The sequence below is a fragment of the Pseudomonas sp. FP818 genome (assembly GCF_030687335.1).
GTDB lineage: Bacteria > Pseudomonadota > Gammaproteobacteria > Pseudomonadales > Pseudomonadaceae > Aquipseudomonas > Aquipseudomonas shahriarae.
The window spans coordinates 551856-568426 of record NZ_CP117427.1 but is presented as its reverse complement, the minus strand read 5'-3'; the positions used below and the strand labels follow the sequence as shown (position 1 = coordinate 568426).

Sequence of the window (16571 nt, the reverse complement as noted above, 5' to 3'; positions counted from 1 at the left end):
CCAGCACGAGGCTGGCGTTTTGCATTTCAGGCTGCGATCAACGCGGTACGACCGGCTTACGCGCAGGCTTCTTGCCTTTGCCCTTGGCCGCGTCGGTGCGCTCTTTAGCCGCCTGCTTGTTGCGGGCCATGGCCGCGGCCTTGGCTTGTTCGCGCTTGTCCCACGGGTTGCTGCCGTCGCTGCCACGAGGCGGCAGGCCGGTGTGCTGGGTGAGGATCCTGGTGGTGGTTTCCTTGGCGACCTTATGGCTGCCCACCGGCGTCGAGTTCTTGCGACGGGCGCTCTGGTAGCTGTCGGTGGACGGCTGATGCAGCGGAATCAACTGATCCTTGCCCGGCCCGATCAGGTCGGCGCGGCCCATGCGGGTCAGCGCTTCACGCAGCATCGGCCAGCCTTTGGGGTCGTGGTAGCGCAGGAACGCCTTGTGCAGACGGCGCTGTTCTTCGCTCTTGACGATGGTCACCGCGTCGCTCTTGTAGGTGACCTTGCGCAGCGGGTTCTTGCCCGAGTGGTACATCGCGGTGGCGGTGGCCATTGGCGACGGGTAGAACGCCTGCACCTGGTCGGCGCGGAAGCCATTGCCCTTGAGCCACAGGGCCAGGTTCATCATGTCTTCATCGGTGGTGCCGGGGTGGGCGGCGATGAAGTACGGGATCAGGTACTGCTCCTTGCCCGCTTCCTTGGTGTACTTCTCGAACATGCGCTTGAACTTGTCATAGCTGCCAATGCCCGGTTTCATCATCTGGTTGAGCGGACCTTCCTCGGTGTGTTCCGGGGCGATCTTCAGGTAGCCACCGACGTGGTGGGTCACCAGCTCTTTGACATATTCCGGCGACTCCACGGCCAGGTCGTAACGCAGGCCGGAAGCGATCAAAATCTTCTTCACACCCGGCAAGGCACGGGCGCTGCGGTACAGCTGGATCAGCGACGAGTGGTCGGTGTTCAGGTTCGGGCAGATGCCCGGGAACACGCAGGACGGCTTGCGGCACGCGGATTCGATTTCCGGGCTCTTGCAGGCGATGCGGTACATGTTCGCGGTCGGCCCGCCAAGGTCGGAAATCACCCCGGTGAAGCCTGGGACCTTGTCGCGGATCTCTTCGATCTCGCGGATGATCGACTCTTCGGAACGGTTCTGGATGATCCGGCCTTCGTGCTCGGTGATCGAGCAGAAGGTGCAGCCGCCGAAGCAGCCACGCATGATGTTCACCGAGAAGCGGATCATGTCGTAGGCCGGGATTTTTTCCTTGCCGTACACAGGATGCGGGACACGGGCGTAAGGCATGCCAAACACGTAGTCCATTTCTTCGGTGGTCATGGGAATGGGCGGTGGGTTGAACCACACGTCCACTTCGCCGTGCTTCTGCACCAGGGCGCGGGCGTTGCCTGGGTTGGTTTCCAGGTGCAACACGCGGTTGGCGTGGGCATACAGCACTGCGTCGCCACGGACCTTTTCCACCGATGGCAGGCGGATCACGGTCTTGTCGCGGGTCATGCGCGGGCTGGCGAGGATCTGTACGACCTTGGCTTCTTCCGGGTCTTCAACCGGGCCCTTTTCCTGCTCGATGGCGCAGGCCTGGGTGTCCTGGGTATTCACGTACGGGTTGATGATCTTGTCGACCTTGCCCGGGCGGTCGATACGGGTGGAGTCCACTTCGTACCAGCCCGCTGGCGTGTCACGGCGAATGAACGCGGTGCCACGCACGTCGGTGATGTCTTCGATCTTGTGGCCCCACGACAGGCGCTGGGCAACTTCGACAATCGCCCGCTCGGCGTTGCCGTACAACAGGATGTCGGCGGTGGCGTCGATCAGGATCGAGTTGCGCACCCGGTCCTGCCAGTAGTCGTAGTGGGCGATGCGGCGCAGGGAAGCCTCGATGCCACCGAGCACGATCGGCACGTTCTTGTAGGCTTCCTTGCAGCGCTGGCTGTACACCAGGCTCGCACGGTCCGGGCGTTTGCCGGCCATGCCGCCAGGGGTGTAGGCGTCGTCGGAGCGGATTTTCTTGTCGGCGGTGTAGCGGTTGATCATCGAGTCCATGTTGCCGGCCGCGACGCCGAAGAACAGGTTCGGCTCGCCGAGCTTCATGAAGTCGTCTTTGGACTGCCAGTTGGGCTGGGCAATGATCCCGACGCGGAAGCCCTGGGACTCCAGCAGCCGGCCAATGATCGCCATGCCGAACGAAGGGTGGTCCACGTAGGCATCACCGGTGACGATGATGATGTCGCATGAATCCCAGCCAAGCTGATCCATCTCCTCCCTGCTCATGGGCAGGAATGGCGCTGGACCGAAACATTCGGCCCAGTACTTGGGATAGTCAAATAACGGCTTGGCTGTTTGCATGACGGTGACCGGTGTTGAGATGAAAAATCGCGGGCGCGGAATATAGCACAAAATTTGACCAATTCCGACGGTAATGGTCGGAATTGTGCTGACTCCATCGCGGGCTAGCCCGCCCCCACACTTGAATGGTGAATGCTTTCAAATGTGCGGGCGGGCTTGCCTGCGATAGGGCCCTTATAGACGCTGGAAACTATTCGTCGTCGTCGAAGTTATAACTGCCCGGCGCCAGGTTCTCGAAGCGCGTGTACTTACCGATGAACGCCAGGCGGATAAAGCCGATCGGCCCGTTCCGCTGCTTGCCGATGATGATTTCGGCAATGCCCTTGTGCTCGGTTTCCGGGTGATACACCTCGTCGCGGTACACGAACATGATCACGTCGGCGTCCTGCTCGATCGCTCCGGATTCACGCAAGTCGGAGTTCACCGGGCGCTTGTTGGGACGCTGCTCCAGGGAACGGTTGAGCTGGGACAGCGCCACCACCGGGCAGTTGAATTCCTTGGCCAGGGCTTTGAGGGACCGGGAGATTTCGGAAATCTCGTTGGTCCGGTTGTCGCCGCTGGAGCCGGGGATCTGCATCAACTGCAGGTAGTCGATCATGATCAGGGCGATATCGCCGTGCTCACGCACCAGGCGCCGGGTACGCGCACGCATCTCGGACGGGCTGATACCGGCGGTGTCGTCGATAAACAGCTTACGGTCGTTGAGCAGGTTGACCGCCGAGGTCAGGCGCGGCCAGTCGTCGTCTTCCAGGCGACCGGCACGCACTTTGGTCTGGTCGATCCGGCCCAGGGACGAGAGCATACGCATGATCAGCGATTCGCCTGGCATCTCCAGGGAGTACACCAGCACGGCCTTGTCGCTGCGCAGCACGGCGTTTTCCACCAGGTTCATCGCAAAGGTCGTCTTACCCATGGATGGACGGCCGGCGACGATGATCAGGTCGGACGGCTGCAGGCCGCTGGTCTTCTCGTCGAGATCGGTGTAGCCGGTGGAAATACCAGTGATGGCGTTGTCAGTGTTGAACAAGGTGTCGATACGGTCGATGGCCTTGGTCAACAGGTCGTTGACGCTGACCGGGCCGCCGGTTTTCGGGCGGGCCTCGGCGATCTGGAAGATCTGCCGTTCGGCTTCGTCGAGGATCTCGGCGGCGGTGCGGCCTTCAGGGTTAAAGGCACTGTCGGCGATTTCGGTGCTGATGCCGATCAACTGGCGCAGGGTCGCCCGCTCGCGCACGATCTGGGCATAGGCCTTGATGTTGGCGACGGACGGGGTGTTTTTTGCCAGCTCACCGAGGTAGCCGAGGCCACCGACTTGCGAGGTCTGGCCTTCCTTGTCCAGTTGCTCGGCCAGGGTCACCACGTCAATCGGTGAGTTCTGGTCGGCCAGCTTGGCAATGGCGCGGAAGATCAGGCGGTGGTCATGCCGATAGAAATCACCGTCCGAGACCTGATCGAGCACACGTTCCCAGGCGTTGTTATCCAGCATCAAGCCACCGAGCACGGCCTGTTCGGCCTCGATGGAATGCGGCGGCACCTTCAGGGCAGCGGTTTGCAGATCGTATTGCTCAGGAGCTGAAATATCGTTCATGGCCACTTGGAATTAGGGGGTGTGAAAAAAACAAAAGGCACGACCTGTAAACAGGATCGTGCCCGATGTTAACCGCCTGGCACGCGAGGTGCCAGTCAGTTAAGTGCTACTTAAGCTGCTACCACGACAACGCGTACGGTGGCTTCAACTTCAGCGTGCAGGTGCACGGCTACGTCGAATTCGCCTACGTTGCGGATGGTGCCGTTCGGCAGACGAACTTCGCTCTTCTGCACTTCAACGCCGGAGGCGGTCAGTGCATCAGCGATGTCGTGGGTGCCGATCGAACCGAACAGCTTGCCTTCGTCACCGGCGGTGGCAGTGATAGTCACTTCCAGCTCGGCCAGTTGGGCAGCACGGGTTTCAGCCGAAGCTTTCTTGTCTGCTGCGGCTTTTTCCAGCTCAGCGCGACGCTCTTCAAACGCGGCCAGGTTGGCAGCGGTTGCAGCGGTGGCTTTGCCGTATGGCAGCAGGTAGTTACGACCGTAGCCGGCCTTAACGTTTACTTTGTCGCCCAGGTTGCCCAGGTTGGCGACTTTTTCCAGAAGGATCAGTTGCATGTGAAAATCCTCTAACTTTTAACCTTCACCGTTCGCGTTGTCGGCGTCTTTCGGCGCCAGACGACCGCGAAAATCAATCAGGCCGTCGACAATGGCCAAGACCACGAGTAACGGATAGATCAGCTGCATAAACAGCAACAGCGTCACGTACAGCCCCACCAGCCAGAACTTGGCCAGGCGCTTTTGCGCCACCAGCCCGTGCATCAGGGCCAGCCCGGCAATCACCAGCGGTACGCTGCACAACGGCGTCAACATGGCCATTTGCGGACCAAAGTTCGGCCCTACAAGCATGCACGCCAGCAGCAACATCGCTGGTCCTGCGGGGATTCTGATACTGCGAAACTCGCGACCAAAACCACCCGGGTTATACAACAACGCCTGCCAGTAGCGCCCAAGAATCAGGCTCAGCACACTGACGATCTGCAACAGTGCCGCTATCAGGCCGGTAAGGACCGGAGCAATCAGTGTGGCCATGCGCGCTCGCTCATCTACCGACAATTGCTGGTAGAGATCCCCGAGGGCCAGTGGCAGGATTTTTACCAACTCCTGCGACAGCGCCTCGATTTGCGGGCGGAAAGCCGCGCCAAGCACCACTGAATACACCACTCCCAATGCCACGCTGACCAGCAGCGTACGGACCCAGGACTCACTTGCGCGTAAAACCAACGCAAGGCTCGAAGACCCCAGCAGTACCAGAAGTACCCGTGGATCGTCGAATTGCAGCCACCAGATCAAGGCCGGCAGCAACCCCAGGGCAAGAACGCCCAGGGCGTCCTTCAAACCGCGCCGCAGCAGCACAAGGCTTCCTGCGGCGGCACCCAACCAATACAACAACGGCAATGCAGCACATCCAGCCACTACCAGAGTGGCCTGCACACGACCGCGCATGATGAACTCAGCTAAGGCGCGCATGCATTCAATCCCTTACTACTTGTCGACTGCCCGGTCTCAGCGGCCGTGGCTGTCGGTGTAGGCCAGCAGGGCCAGGAAGCGGGCGCGCTTGATAGCGGTGGCCAGCTGACGCTGATAACGAGCTTTGGTACCGGTGATACGGCTTGGAACAATTTTGCCGGTCTCGGATACGTAGGCTTTCAGAGTGTTGAGATCTTTGTAGTCGATCTCCTTCACTTCTTCAGCGGTGAAGCGGCAAAACTTACGACGACGGAAGAAACGTGCCATTTGATAGGCTCCTTAATAAGGTCCGTGGATTACTCGTCAGCGTTATCGCTGTTGTCGCTGTCATCACTATCAGCGCTTTCAGCGCCTTCGTGCTCAGGACGGTCGCGACGCTCACGGCGCTCACTGCGGTTTTCTTCAGCCTTGAGCATCTCGGATTGGCCGGTAACGGCTTCTTCGCGACGGATGACCAGGTTACGGATCACTGCATCGTTGTAGCGGAAGTTGTCTTCCAGCTCGGCCAGGGCCTTGCCAGTGCACTCAACGTTCAGCATCACGTAGTGAGCCTTGTGAACATTGTTGATTGCGTAGGCCAGTTGACGACGGCCCCAATCTTCCAGACGGTGGATTTTGCCGCCGTCTTCTTCGATCAGCTTGGTGTAACGCTCTACCATGCCGCCGACTTGCTCGCTTTGATCCGGGTGGACCAAAAAGATGATTTCGTAATGACGCATGAATGCTCCTTACGGGTTGTAGCCTGCCGCTCAAAAACGGTCAGACAAGGAGTGAATGACACTTAGGAATCTTGCCACTGGGAGGCACATGCGTGCCCGCCGGGAAGGCAAGGGGGCGCAATTGTAGAGAAGGGGGAGAAAGGGCGCAAGGCAATTGGTGATTATTTGTACAACCTTCCAAACCCTGCAAACCAGTGTGGGAGCGGGCTTGCTCGCGAATACGTTAGGCCAGCCAACATCTATGGCGACTGACACTGCGCATTCGCGAGCAAGCCCGCTCCCACATTTGGACCTGCGCCAGACCTGATTACTTCTTGGACTTGGCCTTGGCGCCACGCTGACGCTGGGCTTCGAACAGGCAGACGCCCGTCGCGACTGAAACGTTGAGGCTGCTGACGCTACCCGGCCATCGGCAAGTGCACCAGGTAGTCGCAATGCTCTCGGGTCAGGCGCCGCATGCCCTTGCCTTCAGCACCCATGATCAGGATGGTCGGGCCGGTGAGGTCCTGGTCATAGATGCTGACCTCGGCCTCACCCGCCGTACCCACGACCCACAAGCCGCGCTGCTGGAGTTTTTCCAGGGTGCGCGCCAGGTTGGTCACGGCCACCAACGGAATCACTTCCGCTGCGCCGCAGGCGACTTTACGCACGACCGGGGTCAAGGTAGCCGACTTGTCTTTCGGCACGATCACCGCCAGCGCGCCGGCAGCGTCCGCCGAACGCAGGCAGGCGCCGAGGTTGTGCGGGTCGGTCACGCCGTCCAGCACCAGCAACAGCGGCGCACCTTCGGTGCGGTCGAGCAGCTCGTCGAGCATGGCCTCGCCCCAGACCTGGCTCGGACTCACGTCCGCCACCACGCCCTGGTGTACGCCTTCGACCCAGACGTCCATTTCGCGCCGCTCGGCCTGACCGATGGCAACTTTATTCTGGTTGGCCAGCTCGACCAACGCTTGAACGCGCGGCTCGCTACGACCCTCGGCCAACCACACTTGCTTGACGCGCTTGGGGTGGTGACGCAGCAACGCTTCTACGGCGTGTACGCCGTAGATTTTTTCCAGACTCATGACTTGGCCTTAGGTTTGCGCGACCCGCCGCTCTTGGCAGGGGCCGAACCCGCTTTTGGCGGGCCTTTACGGTGTTTACTCGGTTTGCTCGACGGCTTGTCGGCGGCCTGGGACTTTCCCCCAGACGCCGCTTTACCACCGCTTTTGGCTTCGTTGAGCAACTGCTGCTTCAACTCGCGACTCTTGCGCAACTCGGCGTTTTTCGCCGCCGCATCACTGGGGCGGTACGCGTCGCTGACCTTTTCCTTGGCCGAGGAGCGGCGCGCAGGCTTGGCCGGCGCAGGCTCGGCAGCCGCTGCAGCTTTCGCAGGAGCGCCTTTTTTCGCCGGCGCCGTGGTTTCGGCACCCCGTTTTTTGCGGCCAATCGGCGCTTCGAGGGTTTTTTCAGCCATCTCGAAGTCGATCTTGCGTTCGTCGAGATCGACGCGCATGACCCGTACTTCTACGGTATCGCCCAAACGGAAGCTGCGACCGGTGCGCTCGCCCGCCAGGCGGTGATGCACAGGATCGAAGTGGTAGTAGTCACCCGGCAAGGCGGTGACGTGCACCAGACCTTCGACGTAGATGTCGGTCAGCTCGACGAACAGACCAAAACCGGTCACGGCGGTGATCACGCCTGGGAACGACTCACCTACGCGATCCTTCATGAACTCGCACTTGAGCCAGTTCACTACGTCACGGGTGGCTTCGTCGGCACGGCGCTCGCTCATGGAGCACTGCTCGCCCAACTGTTCCAGGGCCGCTTCGTCGTACGGATAGATCCGTGCCTTCGGAATAGTCATGGCACCGGCGCGCTTGACGTGCGGGGTGTTCTGCTTGGAATGGATCACGCTGCGGATGGCGCGGTGCGTGAGCAAGTCCGGGTAACGGCGGATCGGCGAGGTGAAGTGGGTATACGCCTCGTAATTCAGGCCGAAGTGGCCCTGGTTGTCGGCGCTGTACACCGCCTGGCTGAGGGAGCGCAGCATCACGGTCTGGATCAGGTGGAAGTCCGGACGGTCCTTGATGCTGGCCAACAGAGCCTGGTAATCCTTCGGCGACGGGCCATCCTTGCCTTTGTGCAGGGACAGGCCAAGCTCGCCCAGGAAGGCGCGCAGTTTTTCCAGGCGCTCCGGTGGCGGACCATCGTGCACCCGGTACAGCGCAGGAATCTCGTGCTTCTTCAGGAATTCGGCGGTGGCCACGTTGGCCGCCAGCATGCATTCCTCGATCAGCTTGTGCGCGTCATTGCGGGTGGTCGGCGTGATTTCCGCGATTTTGCGCTCGGAACCGAAGATGATCCGGGTTTCCTGGGTTTCAAAATCTATCGCGCCACGGACATGACGTGCGCCCAGCAACACCTTGTACAGCGAGTAGAGCTGCTTGAGGTGTGGAACTACGTCAGAGTACTGGCTGCGCAAAGCCTTGGCTTCGCTGGTTTTCGGCGTTTCCAGGATGGTGCTGACCTTGTTGTAGGTCAGGCGGGCCTGGGAGTGGATCACCGCTTCGTAGAACTGGTAGTCGGTCATTTCGCCGGTTTTCGAGATGGTCATCTCGCACACCATGGCCAAACGGTCGACTTTCGGGTTCAGGGAGCACAGGCCGTTGGACAGCTGCTCAGGCAGCATCGGGATCACGCGCTCAGGGAAGTACACGGAGTTGCCGCGCACCTGGGCTTCGTTATCCAGGGCCGAACCGATCTTCACGTAGCTGGATACGTCGGCAATCGCGACGAACAACTTCCAGCCGCCGGAGAACAGGCGCAGCTTGCCGGGCTTGGCTTCGCAGTAGACCGCATCGTCGAAGTCGCGGGCATCTTCGCCGTCAATGGTGACGAACGGCAGATGACGCAGATCTATGCGTTTCTCTTTGTCTTTTTCTTCGACTTCCGGCTTGAGCTTGGCGGCTTCTTTGAGCACAGCCTCAGGCCAGACGTGAGGAATATCGTAGGTGCGCAGCGCAACATCGATTTCCATGCCCGGCGCCATGTAGTTGCCGACCACTTCGACGATATCGCCCTGTGGCTGGAAGCGCGGGGTTGGCCAGTGGGTGATTTTCACCTCGACGAACTGACCGACCTTGGCGGCGCCATTGCGGCCCGGGGTCACCAGCACTTCCTGCTGGACCTTCGGGTTGTCCGGAATCACGAAGCCGATGCCGCCTTCCTCGAAGTAGCGACCGACGATGGATTCGTGGGCACGGGACACCACTTCGACGATCACGCCTTCGCGTCGACCGCGACGGTCCAGGCCGGACACGCGCGCCAGGGCGCGGTCGCCATCGAACACCAGGCGCATTTGCGCCGGGCTCATGAACAGGTCGTCACTGCCGTCATCAGGGATCAGGAAGCCGAAGCCATCACGGTGACCGGCAATGCGGCCAAGGATCAGGTCGAGCTTGTCCACCGGCGCGTAAGTGCCGCGACGGGTGTAGATCAACTGTGCATCGCGCTCCATGGCGCGCAGGCGGCGGCGCAGTGCTTCGAGTTGGTCTTCGGTGGTCAGACCGAATTCTTCAACCAGCTGCTCGCGGCTAGCAGGCGAACCCCGATCGGCGAGATGCGCCAGGATCAGTTCGCGGCTAGGAATAGGGTTTTCATATTTTTCCGCTTCACGAGCGGCCTCGGGATCGAGGGACTGCCAATCGGCCATTAGAGAGTTTTCACCTTGTCTATATGTGGGTTAGTTTGGCATACGCGTATTGAAACGGGAAATTTCAAGCAATAACTAGCCCGCAAATGCGTTTTATAGCCGCGCAAAACCACCTTGCGTGACCGCCTGCGAAATTTTCCAGGCTTTTTTGATGACGGGGGTTTACAGCTCAAAAGCCACTCCGTATAGTGCGCGCCATCGACGACGGCAACGTTGAAGATACTGCCCAGATGGTGAAATTGGTAGACACGCCAGCTTCAGGTGCTGGTGACCGCAAGGTCGTGGAAGTTCGAGTCTTCTTCTGGGCACCAATTCAAAACTTGAGGTTTGCGCCTTGAGTCTCACAAAAACCCGCGAAAGCGGGTTTTTGCGTTATAGCCCTTTGATTTTTAACCCAAAAGTTGATTTATAAAATCAAATCAGGGGTTTACAGATCAAAAAGCCCGCCGTATAGTTCGCCCCATCAACAGCGGCAACGTTGCTTGATAATGCCCAGGTGGTGAAATTGGTAGACACGCCAGCTTCAGGTGCTGGTGATCGCAAGGTCGTGGAAGTTCGAGTCTTCTCCTGGGCACCAAATTCAGATCAAACCCGCGAAAGCGGGTTTTTTCGTTTCCGGGGTTTAAAAACTCCACCCGCAATTCCCGCTGCGCCCGCACTTGAGAAGTTTTATCGTTTATCCTTGCAATGATTTGTTGCACTCAAGTGAGGAACACCCCGGATGATGATCCGCGATATCCGTCTCAAGACATCCCTTCTGCGTGGCCTGACCATCACTCTGCTCGGCCTGACCCTGCTCTCTCCCACCGCCTACTCGGCCGACAAGGTTGAACTGACCCTGTACAACGGCCAGCACAAGGAAGTCGGCGATGAACTCGCCAAGGCCTTCGAAGCCAAGACCGGCATTCATGTGAATGTACGCAAGGGCAGCAGCAACCAACTGGCCAGCCAGGTCGTCGAAGAGGGTGAGCGCTCCCCCGCCGACGTGATCTACACCGAAGAATCCCCACCACTGAACAAACTTGGCGAACAAGGCCTGCTGGCCACTATCGACGCCAGTACCCTGGATGTCCTGCCCAAGGAATACGTGGCCGCCAATGGCGCCTGGATGGGCGTCACCGCACGTACCCGGGTAGTGGCCTTCAATCCGAAATTGATCAAGGAAGAAGAGCTACCCAAGTCGGTACTGGATTTCGCCAACCCCGAGTGGCAGGGCAAAGTGGGCTTCGTCCCCACCAGCGGCGCCTTCCAGGAACAGGCCGTGGCCATCATCAAACTGCATGGTCGCGATGCCGCCGAAGAATGGCTGACCGGGCTGCGCGCGTTCGGCAAGGTCTACAGCAATAACATGGTCGCCCTCAAAGCCGTGGAAAACGGCGAAGTAGCGACGGTGCTGGTGAATAACTACTACTGGTTTGCCCTGAAAAAGGAAAAAACCAACCTGGATTCGCAACTGCACTACTTCACCGATGGCGATGCTGGCGGCCTGATCACCGTATCGGCAGCAGCGGCATTGAAATCCAGCAAGCACCCCAAGCAAGCCCAGCAACTGCTGGCGTTCATGGCCAGCGAAGAAGGCCAGCGGGTTATCACCAACACCTCCGCCGAGTACCCGCTGCGCAAGGGCATGCAGTCCAACCGCGGCCTCAAGCCATTCAGCGAACTGCAACCGCCCAAAGTCACTCCCGCCGACCTGGGCAACGCCGAAGAAGCCCTGGAGCTGGAACGTGACGTTGGCTTGAACTGATGACCCCATCGCAATCTGCCCCCGCCTTGCGCGGCGGCTTTAGCCCCCGGCGCAAACGCCCGTCAATCTGGCTGCTGCTGCCGGTCTTTTTACTGGTGGGCTTGAGCCTGCTGCCGTTGGTGTATGTGGGCCTCAAGGCCTGGCAAGCCGGCTGGGCCGAGGCTGTGCATCTGCTGTGGCGCCCGTATGTGTTCGGGCTACTGCGCAACACCTTGGCATTAATGGTCGGCGTGACCGTCGCCTGCGCGGTGATCGGCCTGTCCCTGGCCTGGCTGCTGGAGCGCAGCAACCTGCCGGGCCGGCGGATCTGGGGCGTAATCCTGTGCCTGCCGTTTGCCGTGCCGGCGTTTGTCAGCAGCTTTACCTGGGTATCCCTGAGCGCCCAGTTCGAAGGCCTGGGCGGCGCCATCCTGGTCATGACCCTGTCCAAATACCCCCTGGTGTTCCTGCCGGTGGCGGCCACCCTGCGCAACCTGGACCCGTCCCTGGAAGAGTCGGCCCGCACCCTGGGGCTCAATCGCTGGAGCGTGTTTTTTCGCATCACCCTGCCGTTGCTGTGGCCGTCGCTGCTGGCCGGCGCCCTGTTGATCGCCTTGCATATGCTGGTGGAGTTCGGCGCCCTGTCGATCATCGGCCTGCAGACCTTCACCACGGCGATCTACCAACAGTTCGAATTGGAGTTCAGCAACGCCAATGCGGCGATGCTGTCTGCGGTGCTGCTGGTCATGTGCCTGACCCTGCTGTGGCTGGAACTGCGCGTGCGCGGCAAGGGCCGGCATGTGCGCACCGGACAAGGCGCGGCGCGGCATGCCGAACAGGTTCGACTGGGCAGATGGGCGCCATTGGGCCAGCTGTACTGCCTGATGCTGGCGATCATTGGCAGTGGCATTCCGTTGGGGATGCTCGGCTACTGGCTGGCCGTGGGTTCTTCAGCAGCCTTCCCGATAGCCGAGATCAGCGAGGCGCTGCTGTCCTCCCTGGCGCTGTCCCTGGGCGGCGCGGCACTCTGCCTGGCGCTGGCCTTACCGGTGGGTCTTCTGGTGGTGCGCTACAAAGGCCAACTGGCGCTGTGGGCCGAACGCCTGCCCTACTTGCTGCACGCCCTGCCCGGCCTGGTGATTGCCCTGACCCTGGTGTATTTCGCCCTGCATTACGTGCCGGCGCTGTATCAGACCTCGGCGTTGCTGCTGATCGCCTACGCGCTGCTGTTCCTGCCACTGGCCCAGGCGCCGATCCGTACCGCCTTGAACAAGGCTGCACCGCAACTGGAAGAGGCGGCCCGCACCCTCGGCGCATCGTCGTTCAGCGCGTTTTGTCGGGTGACCCTGCCGATTATCTTTCCGGCATTGGGCGCGGCGTTTGCGCTGGTGTTCCTCGATGCGATGAAGGAGTTGACCGCGACTTTGCTGCTCAGTCCAACCGGGTTGAATACCCTGGCCACGGCGGTGTGGGCGCACACCTCGAATGTGGAGTTTGCGGCGGCGGCGCCTTATGCGGCGCTGTTGATTCTGGTGTCGGGGCTGCCCGTCTACCTGCTCACGACACGGATGTATCTGAGCCGCTGAGAGCGCTATCGCAGGCAAGCCAGCTCCTACATTGGAGTGGGTTTGCCCGCGATAAGGCCCGAGCCGCCAACCTCAGGCCCGGAACTGCCCCAGGCTGGCCTTCAACTGCGCCGCCAAGCCATCCAGCACCTTGCCGCTGGCCGTGGTTTCCACCACCGCCTGCGCTGCGCGCTCGGCCTGGGCATGGATCACCTCGACCCGCCCCCGCACCGCATGCGCGCCCTGGGCCTGATGTTCGGCAGCCCGGGTCGCCAGGCCAATCGCCGCATGCACCTGCTCCACTGAGTCTTGCACCGTTTGCTGCAAGCGCACACTTTCGCGCAGAACCAGCAGACCCTCGCTGGCCTGGCGCCCGGCCTTGCCGATGGTCTCCACCGCCTCGCGCGCGCCTTGCTGCAACGCCACGATATGCGCCTGGATATCACCGGTAGAGCTTTGGGTTTTACTGGCCAACGCCCGCACTTCGTCTGCCACCACCGCAAAACCCCGCCCGGTTTCACCGGCACGCGCCGCCTCAATGGCGGCATTCAGGGCCAGCAGGTTGGTTTGCTCGGCAATGCCGTGGATCACCGTCAACACCACTTCAATCTGCTCGCTTTGCTGGGCCAGGCGCTCGATCACCTTGGAACCGGCCTGCACCTGCCCGGCCAAGGCCTCGATCAAACTGCCGACCTCGGCCGAAGTACGGGAGTTTTCATCCGTGGCCTGACGGATATCCACCACCTGCTGCAACGCGGCCTGCATGGCATGGCTTTCAGCCTGGGCCTCGTCAGCCATTTGCGACAGCGCCCGCAGGCTCTCGGCCACTTCATCACGCTGCAAACCTGCTGCGGCATCGGCGCCGGCATTGCGCAGGGTCATCGCGCCGATTTCCACGCCGGTACGCTGGGCCACATCGCCCGCCTCACGCACGATGGGCTGCAACTTATCCACAAACCGATTGACCGCCGAAGCCATGGCGCCGATTTCATCCTTGCTGTTGATCTGCACACGCTTGGTCAGGTCACCGTCACCGGCCGCCAAATCATCCATAGCCGCGATCAGCAGCTTGAGGCGATTGACCACCCGCCGCCCCAGCACCACGGCAATCAGCAACAGCACACCCAGGCCCACCACCGCCAGACCCAGACCGATACGCCAGCGCAGGGCCTGCGCGGCCTCTTGTACGGCGCTGGAGGTATTGGCGGTCATTTGCGTGGCCGTGGCCTGCGCCGACTGCAGACGGGCACCCATGGCCGCCGCACTGTCCGCCGCCGCGCCTTTGAGGCTGTCGCCCACCAATTGACCGCCATTGGCGATCAGCGCGGCAAAACGCTGGTCCAGCGCCGCCAGGTCCGCCTCGACCGCAGCGGTGGAAACCCCCATCAGCACCTTGCCGATCTCTACACCATTGGGGCTGATGGACGCTTCGACGTAGTACACCGAAGGGTCGCTTTTCGCAGCACTCAACACTTTGTCCAACGCACGGTCGCCCTGGCCTTTTTCCAGGAGCGCCTTGTTGATCGGGTTTGCCCGGTTCAAATAACGAGTCAGGTGCTGGCCTGTGGCGTCGTCATACACCACAAACAGTACATTGGGATTGCGCTGGGCACGCCGAGCGAACTCCGACAACGCAGGAACATCGCTGTCCCACATTGCACGGGGCGCAACCGAGGCCAGCAACTGCGCCATATCATTGGCAGAGTCCCTCAGGTCCTTTTCCAGGGTCGTACGCAGTTGCTGCTGCTCTTGCTTCAATCGCGCAGAAAGCCCGGCCGTGAGGCGGTCGCTGGTGCTGGACGACAAGCTATCCAGGCTGGACGTCACTTCCTTGCCGGCCTGGGTCAATTCGCCCGACAGTTTCTGGCTGTCCACACCCAGGCGTTTGCCCAAATCGGCTTCCAGGGCCGTGACTGTGCTCCGGGTCAGGGCGACCGCCACCAGCACTTGCACCAAAAGAGCGATACCAAGGGTAACGAACACCGGCCGCAACAGCCGGCTTTGTAACAATGAGAGAACGGCAGACATCGGGAATCCCTCCACCACGGGTGCCATTAAATTGATAGCACCGCGAAAGAGAGAAACATAGCAAGGGTCGTGCCGTGCGCACCGCAGAAACGACAAAGGGCCCCCGAAGGGACCCTTTGCTTTTTACATCAACAGCTTATTAAGCGAACGGATGACGCAAAACGATGGTCTCGTTGCGGTCCGGGCCCGTCGAAATAATGTCGATCGGCGCGCCAATCAGCTCTTCAACGCGCTTGATGTAGGCGCGGGCGTTAGCTGGCAGTTCTTCCAGGGTCTTGGCACCCACGGTCGATTCGCTCCAGCCCGGCACTTCTTCGTACACAGGCTGCAGGCCCACGTAGCTGTCAGCGTCGGTCGGGGCAACATCATTACCTTCGGCGTCTTTGTAACCAACGCAGATGTTGATGGTTTCCAGGCCGTCGAGTACGTCCAGCTTGGTCAGGCAGATACCCGAGATGCTGTTCACGTCGATAGCGCGACGCAGGATGACAGCATCGAACCAGCCACAACGACGGGCACGACCGGTCGTCGCGCCGAACTCGTGGCCTTGTTTGGCCAGGTGCGCACCGACGTCGTCGAACAGCTCAGTCGGGAACGGACCCGAACCTACGCGCGTGGTGTAGGCCTTGGTGATGCCCAGGATGTAGTCCAGGAACATCGGACCAACGCCCGAACCCGTCGCAACGCCGCCAGCGGTGGTGTTGGAGCTGGTCACGTACGGGTAGGTACCGTGGTCGATGTCCAGCAACGAGCCCTGGGCACCTTCGAACATGATGTCTTTGCCGGCGCGACGCAGGTCGTGCAGTTCGGCAGTCACGTCCAGCATCAGCGGCTTGAGCAGCTCGGCGTATTCCTTGCACTCGGCCAGGGTCTTGTCGAACTCAATGGCTGGCTCTTTGTAGTAACCGACCAGCATGAAGTTGTGGTAATCCACCAGTTCACGCAGCTTGTCTTCAAAGCGCGGCATGTTGAGCAGGTCGCCCACACGCAGGCCACGACGTGCAACCTTGTCTTCGTAGGCCGGGCCGATACCGCGACCGGTGGTGCCGATCTTCAGCTCGCCACGGGCCTTTTCACGGGCCTGGTCCAGCGCAACGTGGAAGGACAGGATCAGCGGGCAGGACGGGCTGATACGCAGGCGCTCGCGCACCGGTACGCCTTTCTCTTCCAGCTTGGTGATCTCGCGCAGCAGGGCGTCAGGTGCAACCACCACGCCGTTGCCGATCAGGCACTGCACGCCTTCGCGCAGTACGCCCGACGGGATCAGGTGCAAGACGGTTTTTTCGCCATCGATGACCAGGGTGTGGCCAGCGTTGTGGCCACCTTGGTAGCGCACTACGGCGGCAGCATGTTCGGTCAGCAGATCAACGATCTTGCCTTTGCCCTCATCACCCCATTGGGTGCCCAGGACTACGACATTCTTACCCATAACACTTGTCCT

11 protein-coding genes, 2 tRNA genes and 1 pseudogene are annotated in these 16571 nt (G+C 60.8%); 4 read left to right on the top strand and 10 right to left on the bottom strand.

The annotated features are described in order from the left end of the window. Positions 1–37: 37 nt before the first annotated feature. The 8 genes and pseudogenes from PSH80_RS02450 to rnr form a co-directional block, all read right to left on the bottom strand. Entirely contained in the window at positions 38–2341 is a 2304-nt protein-coding gene (locus tag PSH80_RS02450; protein WP_057958158.1) for a YgiQ family radical SAM protein, read from the bottom strand. A gap of 190 nt (positions 2342–2531) precedes the next feature. Beyond that, positions 2532–3929: a replicative DNA helicase gene (gene dnaB / locus PSH80_RS02445; RefSeq protein WP_017138451.1), complete on the bottom strand. Its 1398-nt coding sequence runs from the start codon at positions 3927–3929 to the stop codon at positions 2532–2534. A 110-nt stretch (positions 3930–4039) separates the two neighbouring features. Then, complete coding sequence (gene rplI, locus PSH80_RS02440; RefSeq protein WP_003171376.1) at positions 4040–4486, bottom strand: 50S ribosomal protein L9; 447 nt, start codon at positions 4484–4486, stop codon at positions 4040–4042. Positions 4487–4504: 18 nt separating this feature from the next. Continuing rightward, positions 4505–5398 (bottom strand): hypothetical protein, encoded by an 894-nt coding sequence (locus tag PSH80_RS02435; RefSeq protein ID WP_057437422.1) that lies wholly within the window; start codon positions 5396–5398, stop codon positions 4505–4507. A 36-nt stretch (positions 5399–5434) separates the two neighbouring features. Further along, positions 5435–5665, bottom strand: coding sequence for a 30S ribosomal protein S18 (gene rpsR, locus PSH80_RS02430; RefSeq protein ID WP_003171373.1), 231 nt, complete (start codon positions 5663–5665; stop codon positions 5435–5437). Between the two features lie 29 nt (positions 5666–5694). Continuing rightward, complete coding sequence (gene rpsF / locus PSH80_RS02425; protein WP_003217491.1) at positions 5695–6117, bottom strand: 30S ribosomal protein S6; 423 nt, start codon at positions 6115–6117, stop codon at positions 5695–5697. Between the two features lie 307 nt (positions 6118–6424). Continuing rightward, positions 6425–7181: pseudogene (rlmB, locus tag PSH80_RS02420) on the bottom strand (23S rRNA (guanosine(2251)-2'-O)-methyltransferase RlmB). Then, complete coding sequence (gene rnr / locus PSH80_RS02415) at positions 7178–9811, bottom strand: ribonuclease R (protein WP_057958157.1); 2634 nt, start codon at positions 9809–9811, stop codon at positions 7178–7180. Before rnr ends, rlmB begins: the two are co-directional and overlap by 4 nt. A 224-nt stretch (positions 9812–10035) precedes the next feature. Between rnr and PSH80_RS02410 the strand changes: the two genes are divergently transcribed. The 4 genes from PSH80_RS02410 (at position 10036) to PSH80_RS02395 (ending at position 13123) form a co-directional block, all read left to right on the top strand. Beyond that, positions 10036–10122 (top strand) — tRNA-Leu (locus PSH80_RS02410). 179 nt (positions 10123–10301) lie between these two features. Further along, a tRNA-Leu gene (locus PSH80_RS02405) sits at positions 10302–10388 on the top strand. Between the two features lie 144 nt (positions 10389–10532). Further along, a complete protein-coding gene (locus PSH80_RS02400; RefSeq protein ID WP_057958156.1) occupies positions 10533–11558 on the top strand; it encodes an extracellular solute-binding protein in 1026 nt (341 codons plus the stop codon). Then, complete coding sequence (locus tag PSH80_RS02395; RefSeq protein WP_186625913.1) at positions 11558–13123, top strand: iron ABC transporter permease; 1566 nt, start codon at positions 11558–11560, stop codon at positions 13121–13123. The genes PSH80_RS02400 and PSH80_RS02395 overlap by 1 nt, the downstream gene beginning before the upstream one ends. Before the next feature lie 72 nt (positions 13124–13195). On the opposite strand, the gene PSH80_RS02390 is transcribed toward PSH80_RS02395, so the two are convergent. Then, entirely contained in the window at positions 13196–15130 is a 1935-nt protein-coding gene (locus tag PSH80_RS02390) for a methyl-accepting chemotaxis protein (RefSeq protein WP_186625914.1), read from the bottom strand. A gap of 139 nt (positions 15131–15269) precedes the next feature. Further along, a complete protein-coding gene (locus tag PSH80_RS02385) occupies positions 15270–16559 on the bottom strand; it encodes an adenylosuccinate synthase (RefSeq protein WP_057437412.1) in 1290 nt (429 codons plus the stop codon). Between the last annotated feature and the right edge of the window lie 12 nt (positions 16560–16571).